The organism is Collinsella stercoris DSM 13279 (assembly GCF_020735465.1).
Classification (GTDB): Bacteria; Actinomycetota; Coriobacteriia; order Coriobacteriales; family Coriobacteriaceae; genus Collinsella; species Collinsella stercoris.
On the sequence record NZ_CP085935.1, the window covers coordinates 947809 to 970135 of the forward strand.

A 22327-nucleotide genomic window follows, 5' to 3' on the forward strand; every position below is an offset into this window, starting at 1 on the left:
GACGCAACGCCAGCACCATCATCGATTGACACGTCGCGGCCGGCATCGGTCCATGGCGTCCGAACGGACAACATGGGCCTCATCGACGCGCGCGACCGGCTACGCCTGCATCCGCAGCCCTTGCCGCGTCAGCGCCTCATCCGCATGTGGGGACCTCCCCGTCCCCATCTGCTCCGGCGTGCTCACCGCACAGCACGGGATCCGGCCATCCACCTCGGATCGCATCGATGATGCGCGCGCAGCGAACCGTGGCATCCAACGGCATCACGGGGCTCTCGGAGGCGCCGGCGCGTATCAGCTCGCACACGTGCGCGACTTCGCCGTAAAAGTCATCCACCTCAAGCGGCAGGTCGAGGACCTCCTCAACACCATCGCGCCGCAGCACAAGGGACGACGGCCGGTGAAACATCGGGATGACGATATCGCCCCGCTCGCAGCGGACCGCGCACTGGACCCGATATTCCTCGCTATCCCCAGCAAAATCGAGGTGCACCGGCACGCCGCCGACACTCGCATGTACCTCGTCCGCGATGTCGACAGCCGAGCCATCGTTGCCCGCAACCCAGCGAACGCGCGCATGCACGTCCTCGATCTCGCCGGCAAGCAGGTCCTCGACCCAGGCCACACCGTAGCAGCCCAAGTCGTACAGGGTGCCGCCCTGCACGGGATCGAGCAGGTAGCGGCCTCTCTGGTCCCCGTACGCCAAGCGATGAGCGACGTCGATCGAGACGATGCGCCCGAGCTCCCCGCCATCCAACAGGCGCTTCACGTGCTCCCGTACGGGCGTGAAGCGCGGTTTCATGGCCTCCACGAACAACGAGCCCGAATCACGAGCAGCCGTGGCGATACGGAGCGCCTCGTCCTCTGACAGTGCGGCGGGCTTCTCGCACAGCACGGCCTTGCCGGCATGCAGCAACTTGCACGCCCATTCGGCATGCAGCCCGTGCGGCAACGCCAGATACACCGCATCGACGTCGGCATCTGAGACGAGGCGCTCGTGCGCCGCGGCGCCGCCGTCGCCCCCGCTCACATAGCAGCGGCCCGGCGCCACCGGATGCCGCTCGGCAAACGCCGCCACGCGGGCCGCGTTCCTGCCGGATACGGCAACCAGACGCGCGCCGTCGACGTGCTCCAGCGCATCGGCGAATCGATACGCGATCGTCCCCGCCCCCATGACGCCCCAGCGAATCTCACTCATACGGCCTCCCGTCCACGTTTGCCTTCGCAATCGTCATCATACCCGCCCGCACGGACATATGCCCGCGGGCACGCACCGCGCGAGCGCTTTCTTGTCACCGCGAGCTTTTGTCAGCGAGCTCTTATAATGAAGGCGATACGCAACCGAAAGGACAGCTCTTTGAAGGTCATCGTCTATACCGACGGCTCATCGCGCGGCAATCCCGGCCCCGGGGGCTACGGCGCCGTCCTGCGCTACACCGCGCCCTCCGGCAAGCTCCACACGCTGGAGCTCTCCCGCGGCTACGACCGCACCACGAACAACCGCATGGAGCTCTTGGGGGTCATCAGCGCGCTGGAGGCCCTCAACCGCCCCTGCGAGGTCGAGGTCCACTCCGACTCGCAGTACGTCTGCAACGCCTTTAACCAGCACTGGGTTGAAGGGTGGATCCGCCGCGGGTGGAAGACCTCGCAGAAGAAGCCCGTCAAGAATGTGGACCTGTGGAAGCGCCTGCTGGCGGCCAAGGAACCGCACCGCGTGACCTTCCATTGGGTGAAGGGCCACGCCGGCCACGAGTTCAACGAGCGCTGCGACGAACTCGCCACCAAGGCCGCCGACGGTGCCGGACGCCTTGTCGACACCGGCTTCATCGAAGGAGAATCCGACTAACGGCACACGGACCCGCACCGCGCGCCACCTGCGAAAGGACGCACCATGATTCGCTTGGCAACCATCGGCACCAGCGCCATCACCAGTAGCCTGCTCGACGCCCTTACGAAAGTCGAGGGCGTCTCCTTTGTGGGCACGCTCTCTCGCGATGCCGAGCGCGCCGCCGCGTTCACCGCCAAGCACCACGGCACGCGACCCTTCGCCTCGCTCGATGAACTTACTGCCTGCATCGACGTCGATGCCGTTTACATCGGCAGCCCCAATGCGCTGCACTGCCCGCAGGCGCTCGCCTGCATCGCCGGCGGCAAGCACGTACTCGTCGAAAAGCCCTTCTGCGCCAACGCGCGTCAGGCGCGCAAGGTCTTCGCGGCGGCCGAGGCGGCGGGTGTCGTCGCACTCGAGGCCATACGCCCTTTGCACGACCCCGCCTTCCATGCGCTCAAAGATGCGATCGCCGAGCTCGGCGCCGTTCGCCGCGCGACCCTGCGCTTTGGCAAATACTCATCGCGCTACGACGAGATCCTTGCGGGGCGCCGCACCAACATCTTCGATTGCGCCATGGCGTCGGGCTCGCTCATGGACATCGGCGTCTATACGGTCGAGCCGCTCATCGAGCTATTCGGAACGCCGCAGCGCGTGTGTGCCTCCGCGGCGCTTCTCGACGAGCAGACGCGCGAGCTCACCGGCGGTGCCCTCGACGGGGCCGGGGTCATCATGGCCTCCTATCCGGGCATGGTCGCCACCCTCCACCACTCAAAGATCACCAACGACCTTGCCAGCAGCCAAATCGAGGGCGAGCTTGGAACGCTCACTATCGAGGGCATCTCCGCGCCCTCGGCGGCGCGGCTCGACCTGCGCGTTGCGAGCACGAACGGCGATGCGGTCGTCTACTCGAGCGCCCAGACCTCCACGCGCGCCATTGAGCTGCCTCGCGCAGATAACACCATGGCCTACGAGCTCGCGGACTTCGCCCAGGCGATCGAGGCCGTACGCGCGGGCATGCGACCCATTGAAGCGCCCGCCGGGACCTTTGGCTCCATCGGGCATTTCCGCGACGTCACCCTCGCCTCGCTCGCCCTCATGGACGAGGCCCGCCGTCAGACCGGCGTTTCCTTCCCCGCCGACGGCGGCGAGGATGTGGAAGCAGGCACCGGTTTGGGTGCGGGCTCCGACTTCGACGCAAGCGCCGATGCGGATGCAATCGTCGATGCGGATGCAATCGCCCCGCAAGGCCGTTAGGAGCACCGAAATGGGACTATTTGAGAAGATGATGGGGCATGCTCGAGACTTTTCTCGCGCCATGGGCACAACGGACGAGGAAGTCGAGCACGCCGCCCGCATAAGCCCGCGCGAGGCGGAGCTCCGCACGGAGCTTGCCTACGATATCGAGCAAGGCTCCGGTCCCCGCCGGCTCGCCCTGCTCTTTAGCGGCGACGTGCAGGGCGTGGGCTTTCGCTGGACCAACCAGAGCCTCGCCCAAGACCGCCATCTCACGGGCTGGGTGAAGAACCTCCCCGACGGCACCGTGCAGATGGAGATACAGGGCCCGCCCCAAGCGCTCGCCGCGCACCTGGAGCGCATCCACGCCTACTACGCCCGCTTTGGCAACCGCATCTGGCTGGAAGCCGCCGACGACGCGGCCTGCTTGCCGAGCGACACCAACTTCGACGTGCGCTACTGAACCGAACTCGAACCTCATGCCCTCTGCGTGATCACATCCATGCAGGCGCGTCTTCGCTTTAAGTATCACATTTTCGCCATCATTTTTGTCGTGCGCCTCGCAAGGCCTTGTCAGCCCCTCTTTGTTCTGCTGAAATGCTATATGTTCAGTAGCGAAAGGAGGCCGCCATGGACACGCAGACACAGCCAACCCAGCCCACGTTGCGCCGCAACACCCGCCAGCGCCAGCTGGTCCTCGATGCCGTGCGTGCGCGGTGCGACCACCCCACTGCCGAGGACGTCTATCGCGACGTCCACACCATCGATGAGCACGTGAGCCGCGGCACGGTGTATCGCAATCTCAACCTGCTCGCCGAGACGGACGTCATCACCACCGTCAAGGCGCCGGGGGCGATGCGCTTCGACCGACGTTGCGACGGCCACAGCCACGTGGTCTGCCGTCGATGCGGCTCCGTGGCGGACACGCCGCTTCCCTACGACCCCGCCCTCGACGAGCAGGCGAGCGCCCTCACGGGCTTTGCCGTCGAGGCCCATAGCCTTGTCTTCGAGGGCCTCTGCCCCCAGTGCGCACCCAACCAGGATGCGCCTCGTGCCATCGAGGCCGAAGCATAAAGCCAGAGCCGGGGCTTAGAGTCGAAGAGGGAGCCTAAATTCAAGGCGTTCGCTTAGCGTCGGAGCGGGATCCTAAAGCCGAGGCGTTCGCTTGGGCTCGACGCCGATGCCAAAAGTCGAAACGTTCGCCTAACGTCTAAGCCGAGGCAAACAGTCGGAGCGGAAGCAAAAAGGAAACGCACCGCGGCCCTAGATGATCCCCAGCTCGACGCAGGCGTTCCAAATGCCGTCGTCATCGACGTCCGTCGTGATGTGCGTCGCGCGGTCCTTGACGACATCCCACGCGTTGCCCATGGCGACGCTCGTCCCCACCGCGTCGAACATCGTGAGGTCGTTTTCACCATCGCCAAAGGCGATCGCCTCGTCGGGCGTGATGCCCAGCCGCTCCAAGGTGGCGCGCACGCCAAAGTCCTTGCCGCCCTCGGCAGGGATGACATCGCAAAACAGCTTGTTCCAGCGAGTTGCCACCACGTGCTCGGTCTTGGAGAGGAACACGTCCTCGACCTCGGGACCGCCGAACACGTTGAACTGATACACCGGCAGCTCATAGGCCATATCGAGCGAGCCCACCTCGTAATCGAGGCCGACCTGCCTGCCCAGCTCGACCACGAGCGGGCCGCGGTTGTTCACGAACGAGCGGACGCGCTGCATCACGTACAGGTCGTACAGCCCCGCGCGGGCCTGCTCCACGAGCACGCGGACGTCCGCATCGTCGATATGGGCGTCACGGTACGTCCCGCGCTCGTCAAAGCAGAGTTGGCCGTTCATCGTCACGTAGGCGTCGAACACGCCCTTGAGCTCCTCCTGCATCTCCGCGACGGACCTTCCACTCGCGATGACCACGCGGATGCCCCGCGCGCGCATGAGCTCGATGGCGCGCCACGTGCTCTCCGCCACGCGATGGGTCTTAAAGCCCACGAGCGTACCGTCGATATCGAAAAATGCGGCCTTGATCATATCCGCTCCCCTACTGATCTTGAGCGCCGGGCCGATCGGCCGACGCACCATAGCTGCAACATGTAAGACGCCGGAGCGCCACATGCCCGCGGTACCCGGGCACACAGGCCCCTCTGAAGTCACTCGGGCACTCTCGCCCCTCTGGCGACCCGGGGACACCGGCGCAACGCGGGCACCCGAGCCCCTCCGGAACGCCGGCGACGCAGAAACGCCCCGGCCTCCCCGACGCGACGCCCCCTAGAGAATCTCCAGAGCCCCGTCCTTGACCGTGAGGCCGATATCGCCCCGCAGCAAGTCGTCGATGAGCGTGCCCACCAGCTCGAAGCGCCATCCCTCGCGCAAGGGGCTCCGCTCGGGGTGATCGATGTAGTCGAGCAGCCCGTCGCGGGAGATGATGAGCGAAGTCGCGACGCCCGAGCGGTCCGACACGAGGCGAATGAGCGCATACATGAGGTCGATGACGCTCTCGAGCTCCGGGGCCGGCGTGCGGTGAGCGCGGCCGATGGAGGGCAGGTTCTCGGCGGGGCAGCGAACGCCGCGTGCGATGGCGTCGAGCGCCACCTCGACATCGCGCGCGCTCAGCTGCTCGGTACCGCGCACGGCGCGAAAGTCCTCGATGGTCTTGGGGACGCGCCGGCACAGCGCCACCAGCACCTCGTCGGACATGACCCACTTGCGGGGGATGTCCCGGTCCTCGGCGCGATGCTCGCGCCAGGCGGCGAGCTCGCGGGCGACGGCGAGCTGACGGCGCGTGCAGGCGTTGATACGCTTGACGCGCTTGAACGCGGAGCGGGGATCGCTGCGATAGTGGGCGGGATCGGCTAGGGGCCTGATCTCATCGCGCACCCACGCGGTGCGTCCCAGGGAGTGCAGCTTGGACTCGATCACCCGGTACGCGTCGATGAGGTAGCGGACGTCGTCGACCGCATACTCGATCTGCTGGGGCGACAGCGGGCGGCGCGACCAATCCGTGAGGGACTCGGTCTTGGGCAGCGACACGCCGCAAAAGGAATGGACCAGATTGTGATAGGAGCACTGCGCGCGCTCGCCCAAAAATCCCGCGGCCACCTGCGTGTCGAAGATCGGCGCGGGGCACACGCCGAGCGTATGGACCAGCACCTCCATGTCCTGCGAGCAGGCATGGAACACCTTGAGCGTATCGACGTCGGCCATGAGCTCGGCCAAGGGCGAAAGGTCGTCGATGGTCAAAGGATCGATGACCACGCACTCGTCGGGCGTCGCCACCTGCACCAGGCAGAGTTTGGCGTGGTACGTGCGCTCGCGCAAAAACTCGGTATCGATGGCGATGGCGACATGGCAGCGCGCTCGCCCGCAAAACGCGGATAGGTCATCATATGTGGAGATGTACATCTGTCTCCCAAGCTGGAGCAAACCCGCACTCGACACGGGTAGGATTACGTCATCTTGTAACTATACCCGCACTTCCGAGAACAGGGAACTCACCATGCGTTGCCTCATCATCCACAACCCCGCCTCAGGCCCCCGCTCCGACGAGATCTTCGACTTCGCGCGGGCCCTTTCGCAGGCGGGCGACGAGGTGACCATGCGCTTCATCGGCGACGGCATGGAGCCCGAGAACGCCGCGGCCGACGTGCGAGAATTCGACCGCGTGGTGGTGTCGGGCGGCGACGGCACCGTTTCCAACGTGCTGGATCACATCCGCGACAGCCACGTCCCCACGCTCGTGTTCCCCTCCGGCACGGCTAACCTCTTCTTCAACAACATCGGCAACGCGCCCGAGCCCGCCGCGCTCGCCAAGGCGTGCCGCGAGGGCTGCACCAAGCGCGTCGATATGGGCGAGCTGTTCTGGAAGGCAGACGACGACAGCGTCCAGCGCCACGGCTTCATCATCATCGCCGGCACCGGCTTTGACGCCGACATCATGCACAAGGCGGAGCCCAACAAGGGCGACATGGGCGAGATCGCCTACTTCCTCTCCGCGCTCGCCACGCCCGCGCCCACCGTGGCGCACTTCACCATCGAGCACGATGGGCAGGTTGACGAGCTGGACGGCATCGGCTGCATGGTGGGCAACACCTCCGTCATCCAAAACGACATCAACCTGTTCCCGGACTGCCGCATGGATGACGGCATGATCGACATCGCCGTGATCCAGCCCGCCAAGACCGTCGAGCTGCTGCCCACGCTGATCGCCGGCGTGCTCGATCCGGCGGGCAAGGGCCTCGGTCGCCCGCAGTTCACGCTCTTCCAGGCCAAGGAGGCGCGCATCACCTGCGAGCCCTCGCTGGGCATGGAGTTCGACGGCGAGCTCATCCACAGCAACACCGGCGTCTTTGGCGCGCGCGTGCTGCCCCAATGCCTCGACCTGATCGTGGACGACTTCGCCAAGCTGTAGCCCGCCGCCGGTTTTGAGACAGCCAGTTCGCCGGCCTCCCGCAACAAATACGAAACACTCGACGGCCGCGTTGTTGCATGTACACTCCAGTATGCTATAGTGCCTAGCCATCACAGGAACCCGAGATCCCGAAAGGAGCCATCGCCATGAAGAAGAACATCGCCCTCTCCCTCAACAACTGGTGGTGGCATGGCGCGTTTTCGGCCGGTCGACGGTGAGTCCTCGCACGCACATACCACTTAGGTACGTTTTATGAGGCCTCCGGTTTGACCGGGGGCCTTTTTCTATGCCCCCTCGCGTCATGCACCCGAGCACCCATCTCGCCAACAGCGATCACACCATCCAACACTCATGTACTAAGGAGCACACCATGTCCCAGAACGCATCCGCACAGCCTTCCGGAACCGCCCGCACCGTCGCCGCCACCGAGCGCGGGGGCCTCGACATCAAGAGCCTCGTCCTGCTCGCCGTCCTGCTCGCCGCGGGCTTTATCCTCAACTTCACCGTCGGCAAGGCGATCTCCACCATCTCGGGCGGCGCCATCGCTCCCGAGTTCATCATCTCGGCGTTCTGCCTCGCCATTCTCGTCATCCGGCCGAGCGTGCCCCAGGCGCTCATCATCGGCCTGATCTCCGCCGCGGTCATCCAGGTGACCACCACGTCGCCCGGCATCGACTTCGTGGCCGAGGGCGTCGCCGCTATCGTCATGGCGCTCATCGTCAAGGCGGGCATGCGCACCGCGGCGAAGGCCGTGACCCCCGTCGTGGGCACGTTCGTCACCACCTTCCTCTCCGGGTTCATCTTCATGCTCATCAAGATGGCCCTCATGGGCTTTGCCACCGAGCTCGCCGCCGTCATGATGCCCGTCATCGCCCTCACCGCCGTCTTCAACGCTATCCTCGTCGGCGCGCTGTACCCGCCCATCAAGAAGGCCCTCGACCTGAACGACTAGCCCCTCGGCGTGAACGACGAGCGAAAGGACCACATGAACCCGATCATCGACATGCGCGACGTCTCGTTCGCCTATGGAGAACAGGCCGACCTCGCCCTCGCCAACATCAACCTCGCCATCGATGAGGGGTCCTTCGTCGGTATCATCGGGCCTTCCGGCGCCGGAAAGTCCACGCTCGCCAGCATCCTTTCCGGCGCGATCCCCCACCATTACTCAGGTAGCCTCTACGGCGAGACGCGCGTGGCCGGGCTCGACACCTGTGAGGTCACCCTCACCGACATCGCGCGCGTGGTGGGCTCCGTCCTGCAGGACATCGACGCGCAGATGGTCGCCTCGGTCGTTGAGGACGAGATGCTGTTCGGACTTGAGAACTTCGGCGTCCCCCACGACCAGATCGAGGAGCGCGTCACCGCCGCGCTGGACGCCGTAGGCATCACCGACCTGCGCGACCGCGAGATTGCGACGCTCTCCGGCGGGCAGAAGCAGAAGGTGGCCATCGCCGCGATCCTCGCCCTCGCGCCGCGCGTCCTCGTCCTCGACGAGCCGACCGCCGCGCTCGACCCGGCGAGCTCGCGCGCGGTCTTCGAGATCCTGCGCGAGGCGCAGCGGCTCACGGGCGTCACCGTGATCATCATCGAGCAGATGGTCGCGCTGCTTGCGGAGTATTGCGAGCGCATCATCGTTCTCGATCGCGGGGAGATCGCCCTCGATGGCGCGCCACACGAGGTGTTCGCCCATTCATCCGAGCTGCGCGCCATCGGCGTGGACAGCCCGCGAACCGCCCGCGTCTCAAATAGCCTGTCCGACCTGGGCCTTGTCGATGCAACGCTGCCCGCCCTGAGCATCGACGAGGCGGAGGAGCTCGTGCGCTCCGCGCTCCGCGACTCGGGCGCCTTGGCCGCCGCGAACCACACCGAAATGCCGTACCTGCGCGCCACGACAAACGAGCCGCCGTCGCGCTGCTTGACCGAGCAGGTGGGCAATCGAGCCGAAGGCACCGGGCGCGACGCGGCCTCCTCCCCGATGGTTGAGCTGCACGGCGTCTCCTTTTCCTACGGACCGGGGTCGGCCTCCGTCGATGGCATCGACCTCTCGGTGAAACGCGGGGAGATCTTGGCGCTCGTGGGGCAAAACGGCGCCGGAAAGACCACGCTCACCAAGCTCCTCAACGGGCTGCTCAAGCCGAGTGCGGGCAGCGTGCATATCGCCGGACTCGACACGCGCACCACGCCCGTGAGCACCCTCGCCGCCCACGTGGCGACCCTGTTCCAAAACCCCGATCGCCAGCTCTGCCGCCCCACCGTCCTCGACGAGGTGGCGTTTGGCCTCGAGCTCCACGGCGCCGAGGGGCCGGTGGCACGCGAGCGCGCCACCGCCGTCGTCGAGCGCTTTGGCCTGCCCTCGGACGCCGCGCCCTTCAGCCTCTCGCGCGGGCAGCGCCAACTGGTCGCCCTCGCCGGCGTCGTCGTGCTCGACCCCGAGGTGATCATCTTGGACGAGCCGACCAGCGGGCTCGATTACCGCGAATGCATGACGGTGATGGAGACCGTGCGCGAGCGCGCCCGGGCGGGCGCCGCGGTGGTGATGGTGTGCCACGACATGGAGGTGGTCAGCGATTTTGCCACCTCGCTCGCCGTCATGGCGAACGGGCGCGTGATCGCCTGCGGCCCCACGCAGCACGTGTTCGCCCAGCGCGACATCCTCAAGCGGGCATGCGTCGCGCCGCCGCAGGTCGTCGCGCTCTCCGAGCGGCTCGCGTCGAGCGCCGACCCCTCGTTTGCCGGCATCACTGAGGTGAGCGAACTCGTCAATCGCGTAAAGGAGCTGATGACCCGTGCGTAACATCATCGACTACGTCCCCGGATCGAGCCTGCTGCATCGGCTCAATCCGGTCACCAAGCTCGCGATGGCCGCGGCGATTATCATCGCCACGCTCCTTGCCCAGAGCTGGACGGCGCTCGTCGGATTGCTGCTGATCACGCTCGGCCTCAGCGTCTACGCCGGCGCCTTTTCGCGGCTGGCGAGCCTTCTCAAAGTGCTCGTCCCCGTCGCCGTGCTGATGTTCGTTCTGCAACTCGCCTTTGTGCGAAGCGGCGATGCGGTCGCGCTCTTCATCACGACCGACGGCCTGCAAACCGGCGGCAAGGCCTGCCTGCGGTTGGTGGGCGTGGCGTTGCCGCTCGTGCTCATGCTCGCCGTCACCAAGCTCAATGACCTCGCGAACGCCTGCGTCGAGGTGCTTCACATCCCATACAAGTACGCTTTCACATTCACGACCGCGCTGCGCTTTGTCCCGGTCTTTACCCAGGAGATGAACGCGATCATGGAGGCGCAGACGGCGCGTGGCGTTCAGTTCGACACGCGCAACCCCTTTAAGAAGATGTCGCTCATGCTGCCGGTGTGCATCCCCCTGCTCGTGACCTCTGTGGGAAAGACCGACGCCACCGCCCTAGCGGCCGAGCAGCGCGGCTTTTACCTGCGCACGCGTGCAAGCTCCTACAAGCGCTACCCGCTGCGCGGCATCGACATCGCCGCGCTCGCCCTGTGCGTCGCGCTCGTCGCATGCGTCGCGGCGCTGTGAGCCTTGCGGCCAGACCTTACGCGCGCTGCAGCGCCGTGAGTTTTGCGGTCAGGCCACGAGCCCTGCAAGCGGAGATCATGCCGAGATCTTTGGCGATTCCGCTCTTAGGAACGCCCATCGTACTCGCCAACGCGGCCGGCGGAGCACCGCGAGCTTTGGTGGGCCGTTCTTGCATCTTTGTCGAGGCCGTGTCGAAGCCCTGGCGCTATCTACGACGATGTGACCCCGAAGGCGAAAACACCCCCGCTCCATGGGCCTTGCCGACGGCGTTGCAGCCGCACGCTTCCCCACGCAACAACGTCGAGGCCATCGTTTGCGCACCCGCAGAACTCGTAACAGCTGGTCACGCACGCCCGCGGGACTCATAGCCACTGGTCACGCACGCCCGCAGGTCTCGAAACCACCGGTCACGCACATCTCGTTATCGAGACCAGTGGTTACGCACAAAAATCGGCAAATTTTGTGCGTAACTAGTGGTCTCAACTTTACGCGTGTGCGTAACCGGTGGTCTCGATTCCCGCGCATGCGCAAACGACGCCATCGATTTTGCCGCGTGCAAGAACGACCGTCTCGATGTCAAGATGTACGTAAGTGACGGCCCCATCTGGCAGTGTGGATACACGACGAACTCGCCTCGGCCATAAGGAGATAAAGCGGCCACATCCTGCCATGCGGAGCTATCGCTTTTCGTCGACAGAGCAACCGTTCAAACGCTTGCCCTGGCGAATTGTTGTGGAGATACCGTTATGCCGTAACGCGATACCGCAAAATGTTCGAAAGAGACCACGCAATTCTGCACCTTGCTTCGCTCTTACGCCGCCGTTGCAGCGTCGCTGCTTCTTGCATCGCCAGCAACACGGAAGCAGGGCCGCCACGACGTCCGCAGCCTCTTGCCGAAGAGGTCAAAGGGCATCGCCACGCAGGTAAAGAATCACGGTGACGGCATCGCGTTCGCACCTCACCGCGAAAGCGCGAGCAATGCAGGCGTTGACGGTAGGGGGCCACCGACACGACCGCCAGCTCAGGCGGACGTCGACGGCAAGGCGCCACTGACGCGATTGTCAGTTCGGACGGACATCGACGGTAAGTCGCCACCGACACAACCGCAAGCTCGGGCGGGCGTTGGCGGTAAGGCGCCGTTGACACAAATGCCAGCTCGGACGGGCGTCGACGGCAAAGTGCCACTGACACAACTGCCAGCTCGGGCGAACGCAACCGTTAGGGCGCAGACGACGCGTAACCGCGAACGCAGGCGACCGATGGCGCTCGTCGCCTGCGTCCCTGCCGAGCATCACACCATTGGAGTCACACCATGCAACTGATCGAGCACCTTGACCAGCAGACACGCACTATCGTCGAAACGGGTTACCGGGAGGCCCTCGAACGCCCCGTGACCCTGCGCGCCAACGCGCTCAAAGCAACCGTCGACGACGTGTGCCGCGACCTCGACGCGCGCGACATCGTATACGAGCGCGTGCCGTGGTACGACGACGCCCTCGTTGTGTGCGATGCGCGCGAGCGCGACCTATGGGAGCTCGACATCTACCGCAAGGGGCATATCTACCTGCAAAGCCTCTCGTCGATGCTGCCCCCGCTCCTGCTTGAACCCCGTGCCGGCGCCGACATCCTCGACATGTGCGCCGCCCCCGGCGGGAAGACCGCGCAGATAGCGGCGCTTACCGGAAACGCCGCGCACCTCACCGCGTGCGAGATGAGCGCGCCGCGCGCGGAAAAACTCGCCTACAACCTCGACAAGCTCGACGCCGCCAACGTGAACGTCATGCGCACCGACGCGCGCAGACTCGACGAGTTCTTCAGCTTCGACCAGATTCTGCTCGACGCGCCCTGCACCGGGACGGGAACGTATCGAGCCGGAGACGAGCGTGCCGAGAAGCGTATGACGCCCCAGCTTCTCGCCAAGGTGACCAAGTCGCAGCGCGCGCTACTCGACCGCGCCCTCACCGTCCTCAAACCCGGTGGCACGCTCGTCTACTCCACGTGCTCCGTTCTTGCCGAGGAAAACGACGATCAGGTCCGCGCCGCGCTCAAGCGCCATCGCGACTGCGAGGTCGCGCCGATTCTCCTCGATGCGCCCACCGAGATGGAGGCCGACGACCAGCCCGAACGCCCCCGCGCAGCCAAGGATGAGGTTCGCCCGGCGATCCTCGCGAACGCCGGGAGCGGCCCGCTCCGTTGCCCCGCGCTCGAGCGCGAATGCGCGCTTGCGGGCACGCTCACCGTCGCGCCCACACGCCTGTTTGAGGGCTTCTATGTTGCCGTTATCAGGAAAAAGGCTCGTACATAGGCAGCGTTGCGCAAGAACGCTCTAATCGGGGGGCATCCGCACCGGACGCTCCCCACGCCGCGCGTCGTCGACACGGGATGGGCACCATGTCGGAATCACCCCGCGGCGGAAACCCCAAGCGGGATAAGCCCATGCCGGATGCTCCCCACGCCGGGAGCGTTTTATTTCAAATGACCTTGATGTCGAGTGCGACATCGATGCCTGCCACCATCGATGCGCAATGACCTTGATGTCGGGTGCGGTATCGATGTCCGTCGTCATCAATGCGAAATGTTCTTAATACGGCAAGCCCTCAATGCTTCTTGGGCAAGAGGTGGTTGCGCCAAAGATGCGATATACCTTTAAACGACTGGGCCTCAATGCTTCTCAGGCTCGAGGATGCCCACGAGGTCGATGCGATATGCCCTTGAAGCGGCGTCCCCTCAATCCCAACCAACTGGAACGACTACACCGACGAAAATGCGATATGCCCTTGAAACAGTGCGCCCTCAATACAGGGCGAGAGCCACCGCCGTGAGCGGGTCGATGCGATATGCCCTTGAAGGGGCGCGCCGTCGATGCAGGGCACCCCTCCATACCATGCGCCCATCACGGGGCGATCGAAGGCGCTTGCCAAAAAGATGCGCTATCGACGCTTGGAGCGACACCCGTTCATGAGCTCCTCGTCACGCCTGCGATCGCTGCGGTCCTTGAGGGCGGTAAAGGCGAGGTACACGATCGCCACGGCGGCAATCGCGGCGACGATCACAAGCACGGGGGCCAAGATGTCGAGAGCGGCCATGACGGACACCATCCCTTCCGATACAAATCGAGCGCAAGACACACCATGCGCACCATATTGCACAGCCTGCGTGCCACAGGGGCACGCAGGCCGCGATCCGCACGTCACGCAGGGGTAAACGCACCTCATCGCGCATACTGCAGGTTCAGCATAGCAGATTGCGCCGCACCATCCACCGAGCTACGCAAACCACAGAGCGATGGAGAGCAGATGTGCGCGCCCGCACGCGAATTAGCGGTCAAGTCCATTTTTGTGTGTAAATTCGCAACCGCCGCTTTCTCCTATGCCGCGAGCCTCAGCTGGCGCTGCTCGCGCGCGATGACCTCCAGGCGCGGGACCACGCCCTGCAGCTCCTTCACGGCCGGCGAGTAGAACAGCCTGCGACCGGCCGCCCAGCGCTCGCCCTCCTCGATGAGCACGGCCCCGATCAGCCTCGCTATCGAGTCCGCGTTCGGGAACACCTTGACCACCGACGACCTCCTCTTCACCTCCCCGTTCAGCCTCTCGAGGTGGTTCGACGTCCGCACGACCCGCCGCAGCGCCTCGGGCAGCTCCATCACCGTCATCGCGTCGTCGAACCCGGCGTCGAGCCGCTCGACCGCCCTGGGCGCGGCCCCGGCGTAGTCGGCCGCGATCTCGTCGCGCCTGCGACGCGCCTCCGCCATGGTCTTCGCGTTGAACATCTCCGCGAGCTCGCCGCGCAGCCCGACCCTCAGGCGCTTCGGCGCGGCGTCGACGACGTTGCGGGCGAAGTGGGCCTGGCAGCGCTGCCAGGGCACCTCGGGGAACACGGACTGCAGCGCGGCGACGAGCCCCTCGTGCGCGTCGGTGGTCGCGAGCCGGACCCCCGACAGGCCGCGGCGGCGCAGCCCGGCGAGGAACCGCGTCCAGCTCTCGGTCGTCTCGGCGTCCGCGACCTCGAAGCCGAGCACCTCCTTGCGGCCGTCCGGCGTGAACCCGATGGCCACGAGCAGCGCCTTCGCCACGACCCTGTGGCCCTCGCGGCACTTGATGTAGGTGGCGTCCGCCATGAGGAACGGGTGGTCTCCCTCGATGGGCCGCGCGAGGAACTCCCCGACGATCGCGTCGAGGTCGCGGCACGCCTCGGAGACGCACTGCTTCGAGAAGCTCTTCCCGCAGATGGTCTCCATGACCCTGCCGACCTTGGCGGTGGAGACGCCGGAGACGACCATCTCGGCCATGGTCGTGACCAGCGCGGCCTCGCTGCGGCTGTAGTTGTCGAAGACGAGCGTCCTGAACGGCGCGTTCCGGTGCCTCGGGACCGTCAGCTCGATCGTGCCGACGCGCGTCGCCAGGGGCCTCTCCCTCGTGCCGTTGCGCACGTCGGTGCGCGCCTCGGCCCTCTCGTAGCGGGCCGCCCCGAGCTGCTCGTCGGACTCCGCGAGCAGCACCGCGTTCAGGGACTTCTGCAGCAGGGCCGCGAACGCGCCGCCGGTGTCGCCGGCGAGAAGGGAGAGGATCTCGTCCTGGTCTAGTGTAAGATTGATTCGAGCCATGCTCGTCCTCCAAGTAATCGTTGTGGTTTGGCGATTGCAAGTTTACTTGGTCGGCGGGCCTCTGGCTCGCCTTTGCTATTTACACCACTTTACGGACGCGACCCGAATTAGCCCTATGCAGGCGGGTACAATGGTTCGACACGTATCCTTCTCGTCTGAGGGAGCACCATGACCGATGAACTGACGGGCGCAGCCGCCCGAACCTCCGTACCGGACCCGCGACCCGACGCCGCGGCGCGCATAAGCGCCGAAATGGCGAGCAGGGCGAATGTCGAAAGCGCGAGTGCGACCAGCGTTCCCGCCATCGAGCGGGACGAAGACGCCACCCAGATCGAACCCGCGGAGGAAATCGACGAGCCCATCGCCGTGAGCGCTGAGGTGCCCGAGACCATCGAGGCGACCATCGACTTTTCCGAGGTGGAGCTCGCGGACGAGTTTTCCGAGCCCGAGCTCGCCGTGACCCCGGACGGTCTGCTCCCCATGGAGCCCTCGCCCATCGAGGGACGCCTGCGCAAGGCGCCTTTGCGCGTGCCTGACGAACTCGAGGAATGCGGCGGGTTCACGCTCTTTGGCCGTCGCATCAAGTCGCTGCTCTACACCACCGACGTCGCGGTCATCCGCAACTCGAACGCAGACGCCATCTTTGCCGTCTACCCCTTCACCGCGCAGCCCGCCATCACGCAGGCGCTGCTCACGGCCTCCGAGGCCCCGGTCTTTGTGGGCGTGGGCGGCGGCACCACCACGGGCAAGCGCGCCGTGCAGCTCGCCGCCGTCTCCGAGATGCAGGGCGCCGCGGGCGTCGTGGTGAACTCCCCCGCCCCACCCGAGATGATCGAGCAGATCTGCGCCATCATCGACATCCCCGTCATCGCCACGGTCGTGCGCTGCGACGCGGTCGCGCACGCCAAGGTCAAGGCGGGCGCCAAGATCCTGAACGTCGCCGCCGGCAAGGACACCCCCGCCGTCCTGCGCCAGCTGCGCGAGGCCTACCCCAACCTGCCGCTCATCGCCTCGGGCGGGCGCTCATCGCTCTCGGTACGCGAGACGGTGCAGGCCGGCGCCAACGCCGTGATCTGGACCCCGCCCTCGGCACAGCAGCTCCAGGCGGACATGATGCGACGCTACCGCGAGGCCGAGGTCAAGCCCGAGGTGCCCGTCATGGACCCCGTGGCGGCAGCCGACGTCAACCCGCTCGAGAGCGCCCGCGCGGACGTCCCCATCCCCGACGAGCTCATCGCCAAGGCCACGACCAGCGACCGCAAGCGCGCCCGCCCCTTCCCGCCGCTCTTCTTCAAGAACAAGCGCCGGTAGCAAACGTCTTTTGCAGCGACCGTCGCGCCAAGCGTGCGATGCCCGGAGTCACGGCAAAGCACACGCAGCGCCGGGCAAGCCTCCAGCACCCCGCCCAACCCGCCCGTAGCAACTGGCTCGCTGGGCGGGGTGTATACTCCGCACCGTAGATGCCCCCAGGAGCCCGAGCGAAAGGAACCGCCATGCTCGTCACCGCCCTCACCACCGCCAACGCAAACGACTACCTCTCCGAGCGCTTCCGCACCGCCTACGAGTTCCTGTCCCGTCCCGATCTGGCCAAGCTCCCGCTGGGGCGCAACGAGATCGATGGTGAGGACGTCTACGCCAACGTGCTCGAGTACGACACCGTCCCTGCCGCCGAGAAGGAGCTCGAGGCGCATCACGACTACTACGACGTGCAGTTCGTGGTGCGCGGCGAGGAGCTGCTGCAGTACGCCCCGTGCGACGGCCTCGCCACCGTGCAGGCCTACGATGAGCACGACGACTTTTGCCTCCTCAAGACGCCCGAGCCCGTGTCCTCCATCGCGCTGCATGCCGGCGAGCTCGCCATCTTCGCTCCCGAGGACGCGCACAAGCCCGGATGCACGCTCAGCAAGCCCGCGCACGTACGCAAGATCGTCGTGAAGGTGCGCGCATAACCCGCCTCACCACGGCAGCGCCCCGCGTAAAGGACCCCTATGAAGACCCTCCTCGCACAGCTCGCCAAGTTCGGCGTCGTCGGCGTCATCGCCACCGTCATCGACTTTGGCGTGATGAACCTCTTGCACTACGGCCTGCATCTCGACATCCTCATCGCGAACACCGCGGGCTTCATCATCTCGCTCGTCTTTAACTACGCGGCGAGCATGAAGTTCGTGTTCGAGCATCGAGACGGCATGAGCCGCACGCGGGAGTTCACGATCTTCTTGATCCTGTCGGTCATCGGCTTGCTGCTCAACGACGGCATCGTGCTCATCCTCAACAAGGGCGTCGCCCTCGAGGCCAACATCGCCAAGATCGCCGCCACCGCGCTCGTGATGATCTACAACTTCGTGACGCGCAAGATCTTCCTGGACGGCACGGGGGCGTAACGCGACAAGCCTCATGGGCGCTGCCCGGCCGCGATCCGGCGGGATTATGGAATGGGCAGCGCGGTTGGCCCCAAACCCTAATGCAACGTTTTGACCCCTCGGCCAGAATCCCGAGGTCAGCACAACGAGGTGGAATCGGCCGCGCAAGGCCCCATTCGTATGCTTCTTGTGCGAACGCTTACATTTCCCTGACCAAGGGCGTATAGTTTGCCAAGTTCACCGCCACCGGTGACGATTGTCGCCCCCGTTGCAGGAAGTGATGATTTGCGCGCAGCCCTCGCACATCCCAACACTCGCCAGTTCCTCAAGTTCGCGCTTGTGGGATTTGCCTCCCTGGCCGTCGAGTACCTGTTCTTGGGTTATTTCCTCCAAGCGCTCAGCATGGACTACCTCCTAGCCACCACCATCGCCTTCATCATCTCGATCGTGGTCAACTACATCCTGTCCATGAAATACGTGTTCTCGCACAAGGAGGACATGAGCCGCAAGCGCGAGTTCACCATCTTCGCCGTGCTCTCCGCAATCGGCCTGGGGTTGAACGACCTGTATATGTTCATCGGCGTGAGCCTCCTCAACGTGGGCACCATGGCCATGAAGCTCATCTCCACGTTCTTCGTCACCTGGTACAACTACTTTAGCCGCCGCAAGTTCCTCGACGCCGGGCGCGGCTAGACTGGCCCACATCGGGCCTGCATCGAGCCCGCATCCAGCCGCCACATCAGGGCGTCGCGCCTCAGCCCAACACAATTTGAGCCGTCCGCAAGGGCGGCTCTTTTAGCTTCCACCCGTACCCGCATGGCCGGCCCTTTCAACTTCCGTCCGCGTCTGCAAGGGCGCGTCTTCTCGTTTCCGCCCGCGTCATCTAAGGTGGCTCCTTTAGCTTCGGTCTACAAGGGCGGATCTCTCGGCTTCAGGGCATTGCGATGAAGCTCCCCGGCGTTAAAGGGCCGCACTGATGGCCAACGTTGATTGACCGACATTGATTGGCTGCGCTGATCAAGCAACGTCAATCAGTCGGCATGTATCAACCGACGTTGATCGGACGGCATGCATCAGCCCACGCCGATCGACCACTTCGAGAACCCTCAACCTTAGAGTGAGGCTTGAAACTCGTGACGGAGCCCAAGCCCTTCGAGAATCGTTCCCCCATTCATGATAGTCGCAGGTAGACGCCATGTTTTGCAACTGCAGCACCGAAGATGAACCCTCACCTTAAAGGTGAACTTGAAACTCCAAACTTGCTTCATATTTCCGCAAAGCCGCAGGTAATCAAAGCCTCAACCTTCAACTTGAACCTTAAAGAATGTCTAACGTTCAAGTTGAACTCGAACCCAGTGCTACTATGCTTCTTGTCAAATGGTAAGCAGACAGACGAGGATGCACATGGAAGCAACTCCAAGCCTGCACGCCACGTGGCGCAAGGGTCGTACCCGCCGCCTGATCACGGGCGCGGGCGTCACCGCTGCGCTGTTCGCGAGCGTGCTGTTCCCCGTCCCGGCAAGAGCAATCACCACCGAAACCGCAGCCACGCTCACCGAGACCCAGAAAAAAGTCGAGGACTCCGCCGCCGCCCTCGATAAGGCGGCCAAGAACCTCGATGCCCTCCAAGAGCAGATCGCCCAAAACGAGGCCCGCATCGCCGAGCTCGAGGAAAAGCTCCCCGAGGTCCAGGACAAGGCGAGCCGCGCCATGCGCGAGATGTACAAGCACAGCAAGAGCTCCAACCCGCTGATGAGCTTTGTGCTCAACACGCAGAGCCTCGACTCCCTGATCTCGGGCATGAAGTACATGGACCAGGTCAACGACGCCAACGTCGATGCCGTGCGCGAGCTCAGCGACATGCAGACCGAGCTCGAGGCCGAAAAGACCAAGCTCAACGCCGCGAAGGTCCAGGCCGAGTCCGAGAAGCAGTCCGCCCAGGATGCCCTTGAGCAGGCCCAGCAGCTGCGCGAGGCCGCGCAGGCCCAGGCGGACGCCGAGGCCGCGGCCGATGCCGCCACGCTCGAACAGGAGGCCGCCTCAAACGGCGCCTCCGGTCCGGTCGAGGCCCCCAGCAACGGTGCCGTCAACTGGGACACCGACCAGGCCTCCTTTATCGCCGAGTGGACCGGTCGCATCGACGCGTACCTCGCCGGCTCCCCCCTCGAGGGTCAGGGCGTGACGTTCGCCACCGCCGCCTGGCAGTACGGCGTAGACCCGCGCTTCTCCCCCGCCATCTCCAACACGGAGAGCTCCAAGGGTCGCCATTGCTTCTTGCCCCACAACGCCTGGGGCTGGGGCAGCTCGAGCTGGGGCAGCTGGGAAGAGGCCATCAACGACCACGTCGCGGGCCTGGCGCGCGGCTACGGCTACACCATCAGCGTCGCGGGCGCCAAGAAGTACTGCCCACCCAACTGGTTCAACTGGTACAACAACACGCTGTCCGAAATGAACCGGATATAGCATCCGGTACAAACCGAGATGAGAAGGGGTCCCACGGGGCCCTTTTTCTTTGCGGCGATCGATGCGCCCGCAGAAGGCCGAGAGCCGCGCGCGGGTGCGAGCAACCAACACGTGCCGCAGCGGAGAACACACCGCATGGCTGCAAGCACCCCGAGGCAAACCCACAGCACAAACTGCCGGGGCACGCACACAACAAGAAGCGCTCGACAAGGCGCTCGCGACAGGCCGCTCTCCCCCACGACCGGACGCAACCCGCGCATTCCGGTGGTAAATCGGCTTAAAACGGGGTACGATACCTCACAGTTTTGCACATACGACCTTTAGTTAGGAGCACCTATGGAGCGTCCGAACGCCTGGAAGAAGTACGATGAGGCGGCCCTGGCCGAGCTCGAGGACCTGTGCGGCAAGTACCGCGCCTTCATCAGCGAGAACAAGACCGAGCGCGAGTGCGTGACCGCCTCCATCCAGCTCGCCGAGGCTGCAGGTTACGTCGACCTCGCCGCCTGCGTCGCCGAGGGCCGCGAGCTCAAGGCCGGAGACAAGGTCTACGCCGTCAGCCACAACAAGACCCTCATGCTCGTGAACCTGGGCCGCCGCCCCATGGAGCAGGGCCTGAACATCCTCGGGGCTCACATCGACTCACCGCGCCTCGACCTCAAGCAGAACCCGCTCTACGAGGCCGGCGACATGGCCTACCTCGACACGCATTACTACGGCGGCGTGAAGGCCTACCACTGGGTCGCCACCCCGCTCGCGCTGCACGGCGTCGTCTGCAAGAAGGACGGCATGACCGTCGAGATCGCCGTGGGCGAGGACGCCGACGACCCCGTGTTCTGCATCTCCGACCTGCTCATCCACCTGGCGGGCGAGCAGATGGAGAAGCCCGCCGGCAAGGCCGTCGACCACGAGAACCTCGACGTGATCGTGGGCGGCCGCCCCGTGGTCATCGAGGGCGATGACGAGGCCAAGGAGCCAGTCAAGCAGATGTTCCTCGACATCATCAAGGAGAAGTACGACATCGAGGAGGAGGACTTCCTCTCCGCCGAGATCGAGGTCGTGCCCGCAGGCCCCGCGCGCGAGATGGGCTTTGACCGCTCCATGATCTTGGGCCACGGCCAGGACGACCGCGTGTGCGCCTACACGTCGCTCGCCGCCCAGCTCGATGTGCCCCAGGTCGAGACCACGAGCGTGACCCTGCTCGTGGACAAGGAGGAGATCGGAAGCGTGGGTGCCTCCGGCATGACCAGCCGCTTCTTCGAGAACACCGTGGCCGAGATCATGGCCCTCGCCGGCGAGGACTCCCCGCTGGCGCTGCGCCGCTGCCTGGCCAACTCGCGCATGCTCAGCTCCGACGTCTCCGCGGGCTTCGACCACCTCTACGCCGACCGCTTTGAGAAGAAGAACGCCGCCGTCATGGGTCACGGTCTGTGCTTCAACAAGTACACGGGCTCCCGCGGCAAGGGTGGCTCCAACGACGCCGACGCCGAGTACTTCGCCCTCATCCGCGACATCATGGACGAGGCGGGCGTCGACTACCAGACCTGCGAGCTCGGTCGCATCGGCGCAGGCGGCGGCGGCACCATCGCCTACATCCTCGCCGAGTACGGCATGGACGTGATCGACTCCGGCGTGGCGGTGCTCTCCATGCACGCCCTGTGGGAGGCCACCAACAAGGCCGACGTCTACGAAGCCTACAAGGGCTACAAGGCGTTCATCTCCCGCGCCTAGCCTTTTCGTCGCTCACCGACCGCGGACCGCAGCCCCCGTGCCGACCGGTCCGCGGTTTTTTATTGCGCGGGCAATGCACCGCCGATTCCCGGCCGCCGCGCCGCCATCGCTTGACCGCCGCGCCGCCGCGTTCCCCTACATCGCCCGCTTCCCCGCATCATCCGCATG

Annotated in this window: 20 protein-coding genes; 15 read left to right on the plus strand and 5 right to left on the minus strand. The window is 65.2% G+C overall.

Going from position 1 to position 22327, the window contains the following annotated elements; all coding sequences use genetic code 11:
- Nucleotides 1-136: 136 nt before the first annotated feature.
- Entirely contained in the window at nt 137-1198 is a 1062-nt protein-coding gene (locus LK434_RS04125) for a Gfo/Idh/MocA family protein (RefSeq protein ID WP_006721046.1), read from the minus strand.
- Between the two features lie 126 nt (nt 1199-1324).
- Between LK434_RS04125 and rnhA the strand changes: the two genes are divergently transcribed.
- The 4 genes from rnhA (at nt 1325) to LK434_RS04145 (ending at nt 4138) form a co-directional block, all read left to right on the plus strand.
- Nucleotides 1325-1846 carry a ribonuclease HI gene (rnhA, locus tag LK434_RS04130; RefSeq protein WP_006721045.1) on the plus strand — a complete coding sequence of 174 codons (522 nt, stop codon included), beginning with the start codon at nt 1325-1327 and terminating at the stop codon, nt 1844-1846.
- Nucleotides 1847-1891: 45 nt separating this feature from the next.
- Nucleotides 1892-3085: a Gfo/Idh/MocA family protein gene (locus LK434_RS04135; protein WP_006721044.1), complete on the plus strand. Its 1194-nt coding sequence runs from the start codon at nt 1892-1894 to the stop codon at nt 3083-3085.
- 10 nt (nt 3086-3095) lie between these two features.
- On the plus strand, nt 3096-3527 hold the full coding sequence (locus LK434_RS04140) for an acylphosphatase (protein WP_148334561.1): 432 nt from the start codon (nt 3096-3098) through the stop codon (nt 3525-3527).
- A gap of 167 nt (nt 3528-3694) precedes the next feature.
- Nucleotides 3695-4138 (plus strand): Fur family transcriptional regulator, encoded by a 444-nt coding sequence (locus LK434_RS04145; RefSeq protein ID WP_006721042.1) that lies wholly within the window; start codon nt 3695-3697, stop codon nt 4136-4138.
- 189 nt (nt 4139-4327) lie between these two features.
- On the opposite strand, the gene LK434_RS04150 is transcribed toward LK434_RS04145, so the two are convergent.
- Both LK434_RS04150 and rnd read right to left on the minus strand, forming a co-directional pair.
- Nucleotides 4328-5095 (minus strand): Cof-type HAD-IIB family hydrolase, encoded by a 768-nt coding sequence (locus LK434_RS04150; protein WP_040361197.1) that lies wholly within the window; start codon nt 5093-5095, stop codon nt 4328-4330.
- Nucleotides 5096-5332: 237 nt separating this feature from the next.
- Nucleotides 5333-6466 carry a ribonuclease D gene (gene rnd / locus LK434_RS04155; protein ID WP_006721040.1) on the minus strand — a complete coding sequence of 378 codons (1134 nt, stop codon included), beginning with the start codon at nt 6464-6466 and terminating at the stop codon, nt 5333-5335.
- Between the two features lie 94 nt (nt 6467-6560).
- Between rnd and LK434_RS04160 the strand changes: the two genes are divergently transcribed.
- The 5 genes from LK434_RS04160 (at nt 6561) to LK434_RS04180 (ending at nt 13310) form a co-directional block, all read left to right on the plus strand.
- Entirely contained in the window at nt 6561-7472 is a 912-nt protein-coding gene (locus tag LK434_RS04160; RefSeq protein WP_006721039.1) for a diacylglycerol/lipid kinase family protein, read from the plus strand.
- 370 nt (nt 7473-7842) lie between these two features.
- Nucleotides 7843-8424 carry a hypothetical protein gene (locus LK434_RS04165; protein WP_040361196.1) on the plus strand — a complete coding sequence of 194 codons (582 nt, stop codon included), beginning with the start codon at nt 7843-7845 and terminating at the stop codon, nt 8422-8424.
- Between the two features lie 33 nt (nt 8425-8457).
- Entirely contained in the window at nt 8458-10266 is a 1809-nt protein-coding gene (locus LK434_RS04170) for an ABC transporter ATP-binding protein (RefSeq protein ID WP_040361194.1), read from the plus strand.
- Nucleotides 10259-11005, plus strand: a complete 747-nt coding sequence (locus tag LK434_RS04175; protein WP_006721035.1) for an energy-coupling factor transporter transmembrane component T family protein — start codon at nt 10259-10261, stop codon at nt 11003-11005. Before LK434_RS04170 ends, LK434_RS04175 begins: the two co-directional genes overlap by 8 nt.
- A 1312-nt stretch (nt 11006-12317) precedes the next feature.
- Nucleotides 12318-13310, plus strand: a complete 993-nt coding sequence (locus LK434_RS04180) for an RsmB/NOP family class I SAM-dependent RNA methyltransferase (protein ID WP_006721030.1) — start codon at nt 12318-12320, stop codon at nt 13308-13310.
- 625 nt (nt 13311-13935) lie between these two features.
- Here the strand turns inward: LK434_RS04180 and LK434_RS04185 are convergent.
- Both LK434_RS04185 and LK434_RS04190 read right to left on the minus strand, forming a co-directional pair.
- Nucleotides 13936-14091, minus strand: coding sequence for a hypothetical protein (locus tag LK434_RS04185; protein WP_156777689.1), 156 nt, complete (start codon nt 14089-14091; stop codon nt 13936-13938).
- Between the two features lie 281 nt (nt 14092-14372).
- Nucleotides 14373-15608, minus strand: a complete 1236-nt coding sequence (locus tag LK434_RS04190; RefSeq protein WP_006722195.1) for an IS256 family transposase — start codon at nt 15606-15608, stop codon at nt 14373-14375.
- 168 nt (nt 15609-15776) lie between these two features.
- On the opposite strand from LK434_RS04190, the gene LK434_RS04195 reads away from it, so the two are divergent.
- From LK434_RS04195 to LK434_RS04220, 6 genes are all read left to right on the plus strand, one after another.
- Nucleotides 15777-16919: a beta/alpha barrel domain-containing protein gene (locus LK434_RS04195; protein ID WP_006721024.1), complete on the plus strand. Its 1143-nt coding sequence runs from the start codon at nt 15777-15779 to the stop codon at nt 16917-16919.
- Between the two features lie 182 nt (nt 16920-17101).
- Nucleotides 17102-17557, plus strand: coding sequence for a YhcH/YjgK/YiaL family protein (locus LK434_RS04200; protein ID WP_006721023.1), 456 nt, complete (start codon nt 17102-17104; stop codon nt 17555-17557).
- Nucleotides 17558-17596: 39 nt separating this feature from the next.
- Nucleotides 17597-17989 (plus strand): GtrA family protein, encoded by a 393-nt coding sequence (locus tag LK434_RS04205; RefSeq protein ID WP_006721022.1) that lies wholly within the window; start codon nt 17597-17599, stop codon nt 17987-17989.
- A 264-nt stretch (nt 17990-18253) separates the two neighbouring features.
- Nucleotides 18254-18661 carry a GtrA family protein gene (locus LK434_RS04210; protein WP_040361192.1) on the plus strand — a complete coding sequence of 136 codons (408 nt, stop codon included), beginning with the start codon at nt 18254-18256 and terminating at the stop codon, nt 18659-18661.
- 711 nt (nt 18662-19372) lie between these two features.
- On the plus strand, nt 19373-20431 hold the full coding sequence (locus LK434_RS04215; protein ID WP_227917851.1) for a coiled-coil domain-containing protein: 1059 nt from the start codon (nt 19373-19375) through the stop codon (nt 20429-20431).
- 336 nt (nt 20432-20767) lie between these two features.
- A complete protein-coding gene (locus LK434_RS04220; protein WP_006721017.1) occupies nt 20768-22159 on the plus strand; it encodes an aminopeptidase in 1392 nt (463 codons plus the stop codon).
- Nucleotides 22160-22327: the final 168 nt, after the last annotated feature.

Excerpts from the sequence above, each read along its gene's own strand:
- LK434_RS04125 (WP_006721046.1), bottom strand. The coding sequence starts at position 1,198 with ATGAGTGAGATTCGCTGGGGCGTCATGGGGGCGGGGACGATCGCGTAT.
- rnhA (WP_006721045.1), top strand. The coding sequence starts at position 1,325 with ATGAAGGCGATACGCAACCGAAAGGACAGCTCTTTGAAGGTCATCGTC.
- LK434_RS04135 (WP_006721044.1), top strand. The coding sequence starts at position 1,892 with ATGATTCGCTTGGCAACCATCGGCACCAGCGCCATCACCAGTAGCCTG.
- LK434_RS04140 (WP_148334561.1), top strand. The coding sequence starts at position 3,096 with ATGGGACTATTTGAGAAGATGATGGGGCATGCTCGAGACTTTTCTCGC.
- LK434_RS04145 (WP_006721042.1), top strand. The coding sequence starts at position 3,695 with ATGGACACGCAGACACAGCCAACCCAGCCCACGTTGCGCCGCAACACC.
- LK434_RS04150 (WP_040361197.1), bottom strand. The coding sequence starts at position 5,095 with ATGATCAAGGCCGCATTTTTCGATATCGACGGTACGCTCGTGGGCTTT.
- rnd (WP_006721040.1), bottom strand. The coding sequence starts at position 6,466 with ATGTACATCTCCACATATGATGACCTATCCGCGTTTTGCGGGCGAGCG.
- LK434_RS04160 (WP_006721039.1), top strand. The coding sequence starts at position 6,561 with ATGCGTTGCCTCATCATCCACAACCCCGCCTCAGGCCCCCGCTCCGAC.
- LK434_RS04165 (WP_040361196.1), top strand. The coding sequence starts at position 7,843 with ATGTCCCAGAACGCATCCGCACAGCCTTCCGGAACCGCCCGCACCGTC.
- LK434_RS04170 (WP_040361194.1), top strand. The coding sequence starts at position 8,458 with ATGAACCCGATCATCGACATGCGCGACGTCTCGTTCGCCTATGGAGAA.
- LK434_RS04180 (WP_006721030.1), top strand. The coding sequence starts at position 12,318 with ATGCAACTGATCGAGCACCTTGACCAGCAGACACGCACTATCGTCGAA.
- LK434_RS04185 (WP_156777689.1), bottom strand. The coding sequence starts at position 14,091 with ATGGCCGCTCTCGACATCTTGGCCCCCGTGCTTGTGATCGTCGCCGCG.
- LK434_RS04190 (WP_006722195.1), bottom strand. The coding sequence starts at position 15,608 with ATGGCTCGAATCAATCTTACACTAGACCAGGACGAGATCCTCTCCCTT.
- LK434_RS04195 (WP_006721024.1), top strand. The coding sequence starts at position 15,777 with ATGACCGATGAACTGACGGGCGCAGCCGCCCGAACCTCCGTACCGGAC.
- LK434_RS04200 (WP_006721023.1), top strand. The coding sequence starts at position 17,102 with ATGCTCGTCACCGCCCTCACCACCGCCAACGCAAACGACTACCTCTCC.
- LK434_RS04205 (WP_006721022.1), top strand. The coding sequence starts at position 17,597 with ATGAAGACCCTCCTCGCACAGCTCGCCAAGTTCGGCGTCGTCGGCGTC.
- LK434_RS04215 (WP_227917851.1), top strand. The coding sequence starts at position 19,373 with ATGGAAGCAACTCCAAGCCTGCACGCCACGTGGCGCAAGGGTCGTACC.
- LK434_RS04220 (WP_006721017.1), top strand. The coding sequence starts at position 20,768 with ATGGAGCGTCCGAACGCCTGGAAGAAGTACGATGAGGCGGCCCTGGCC.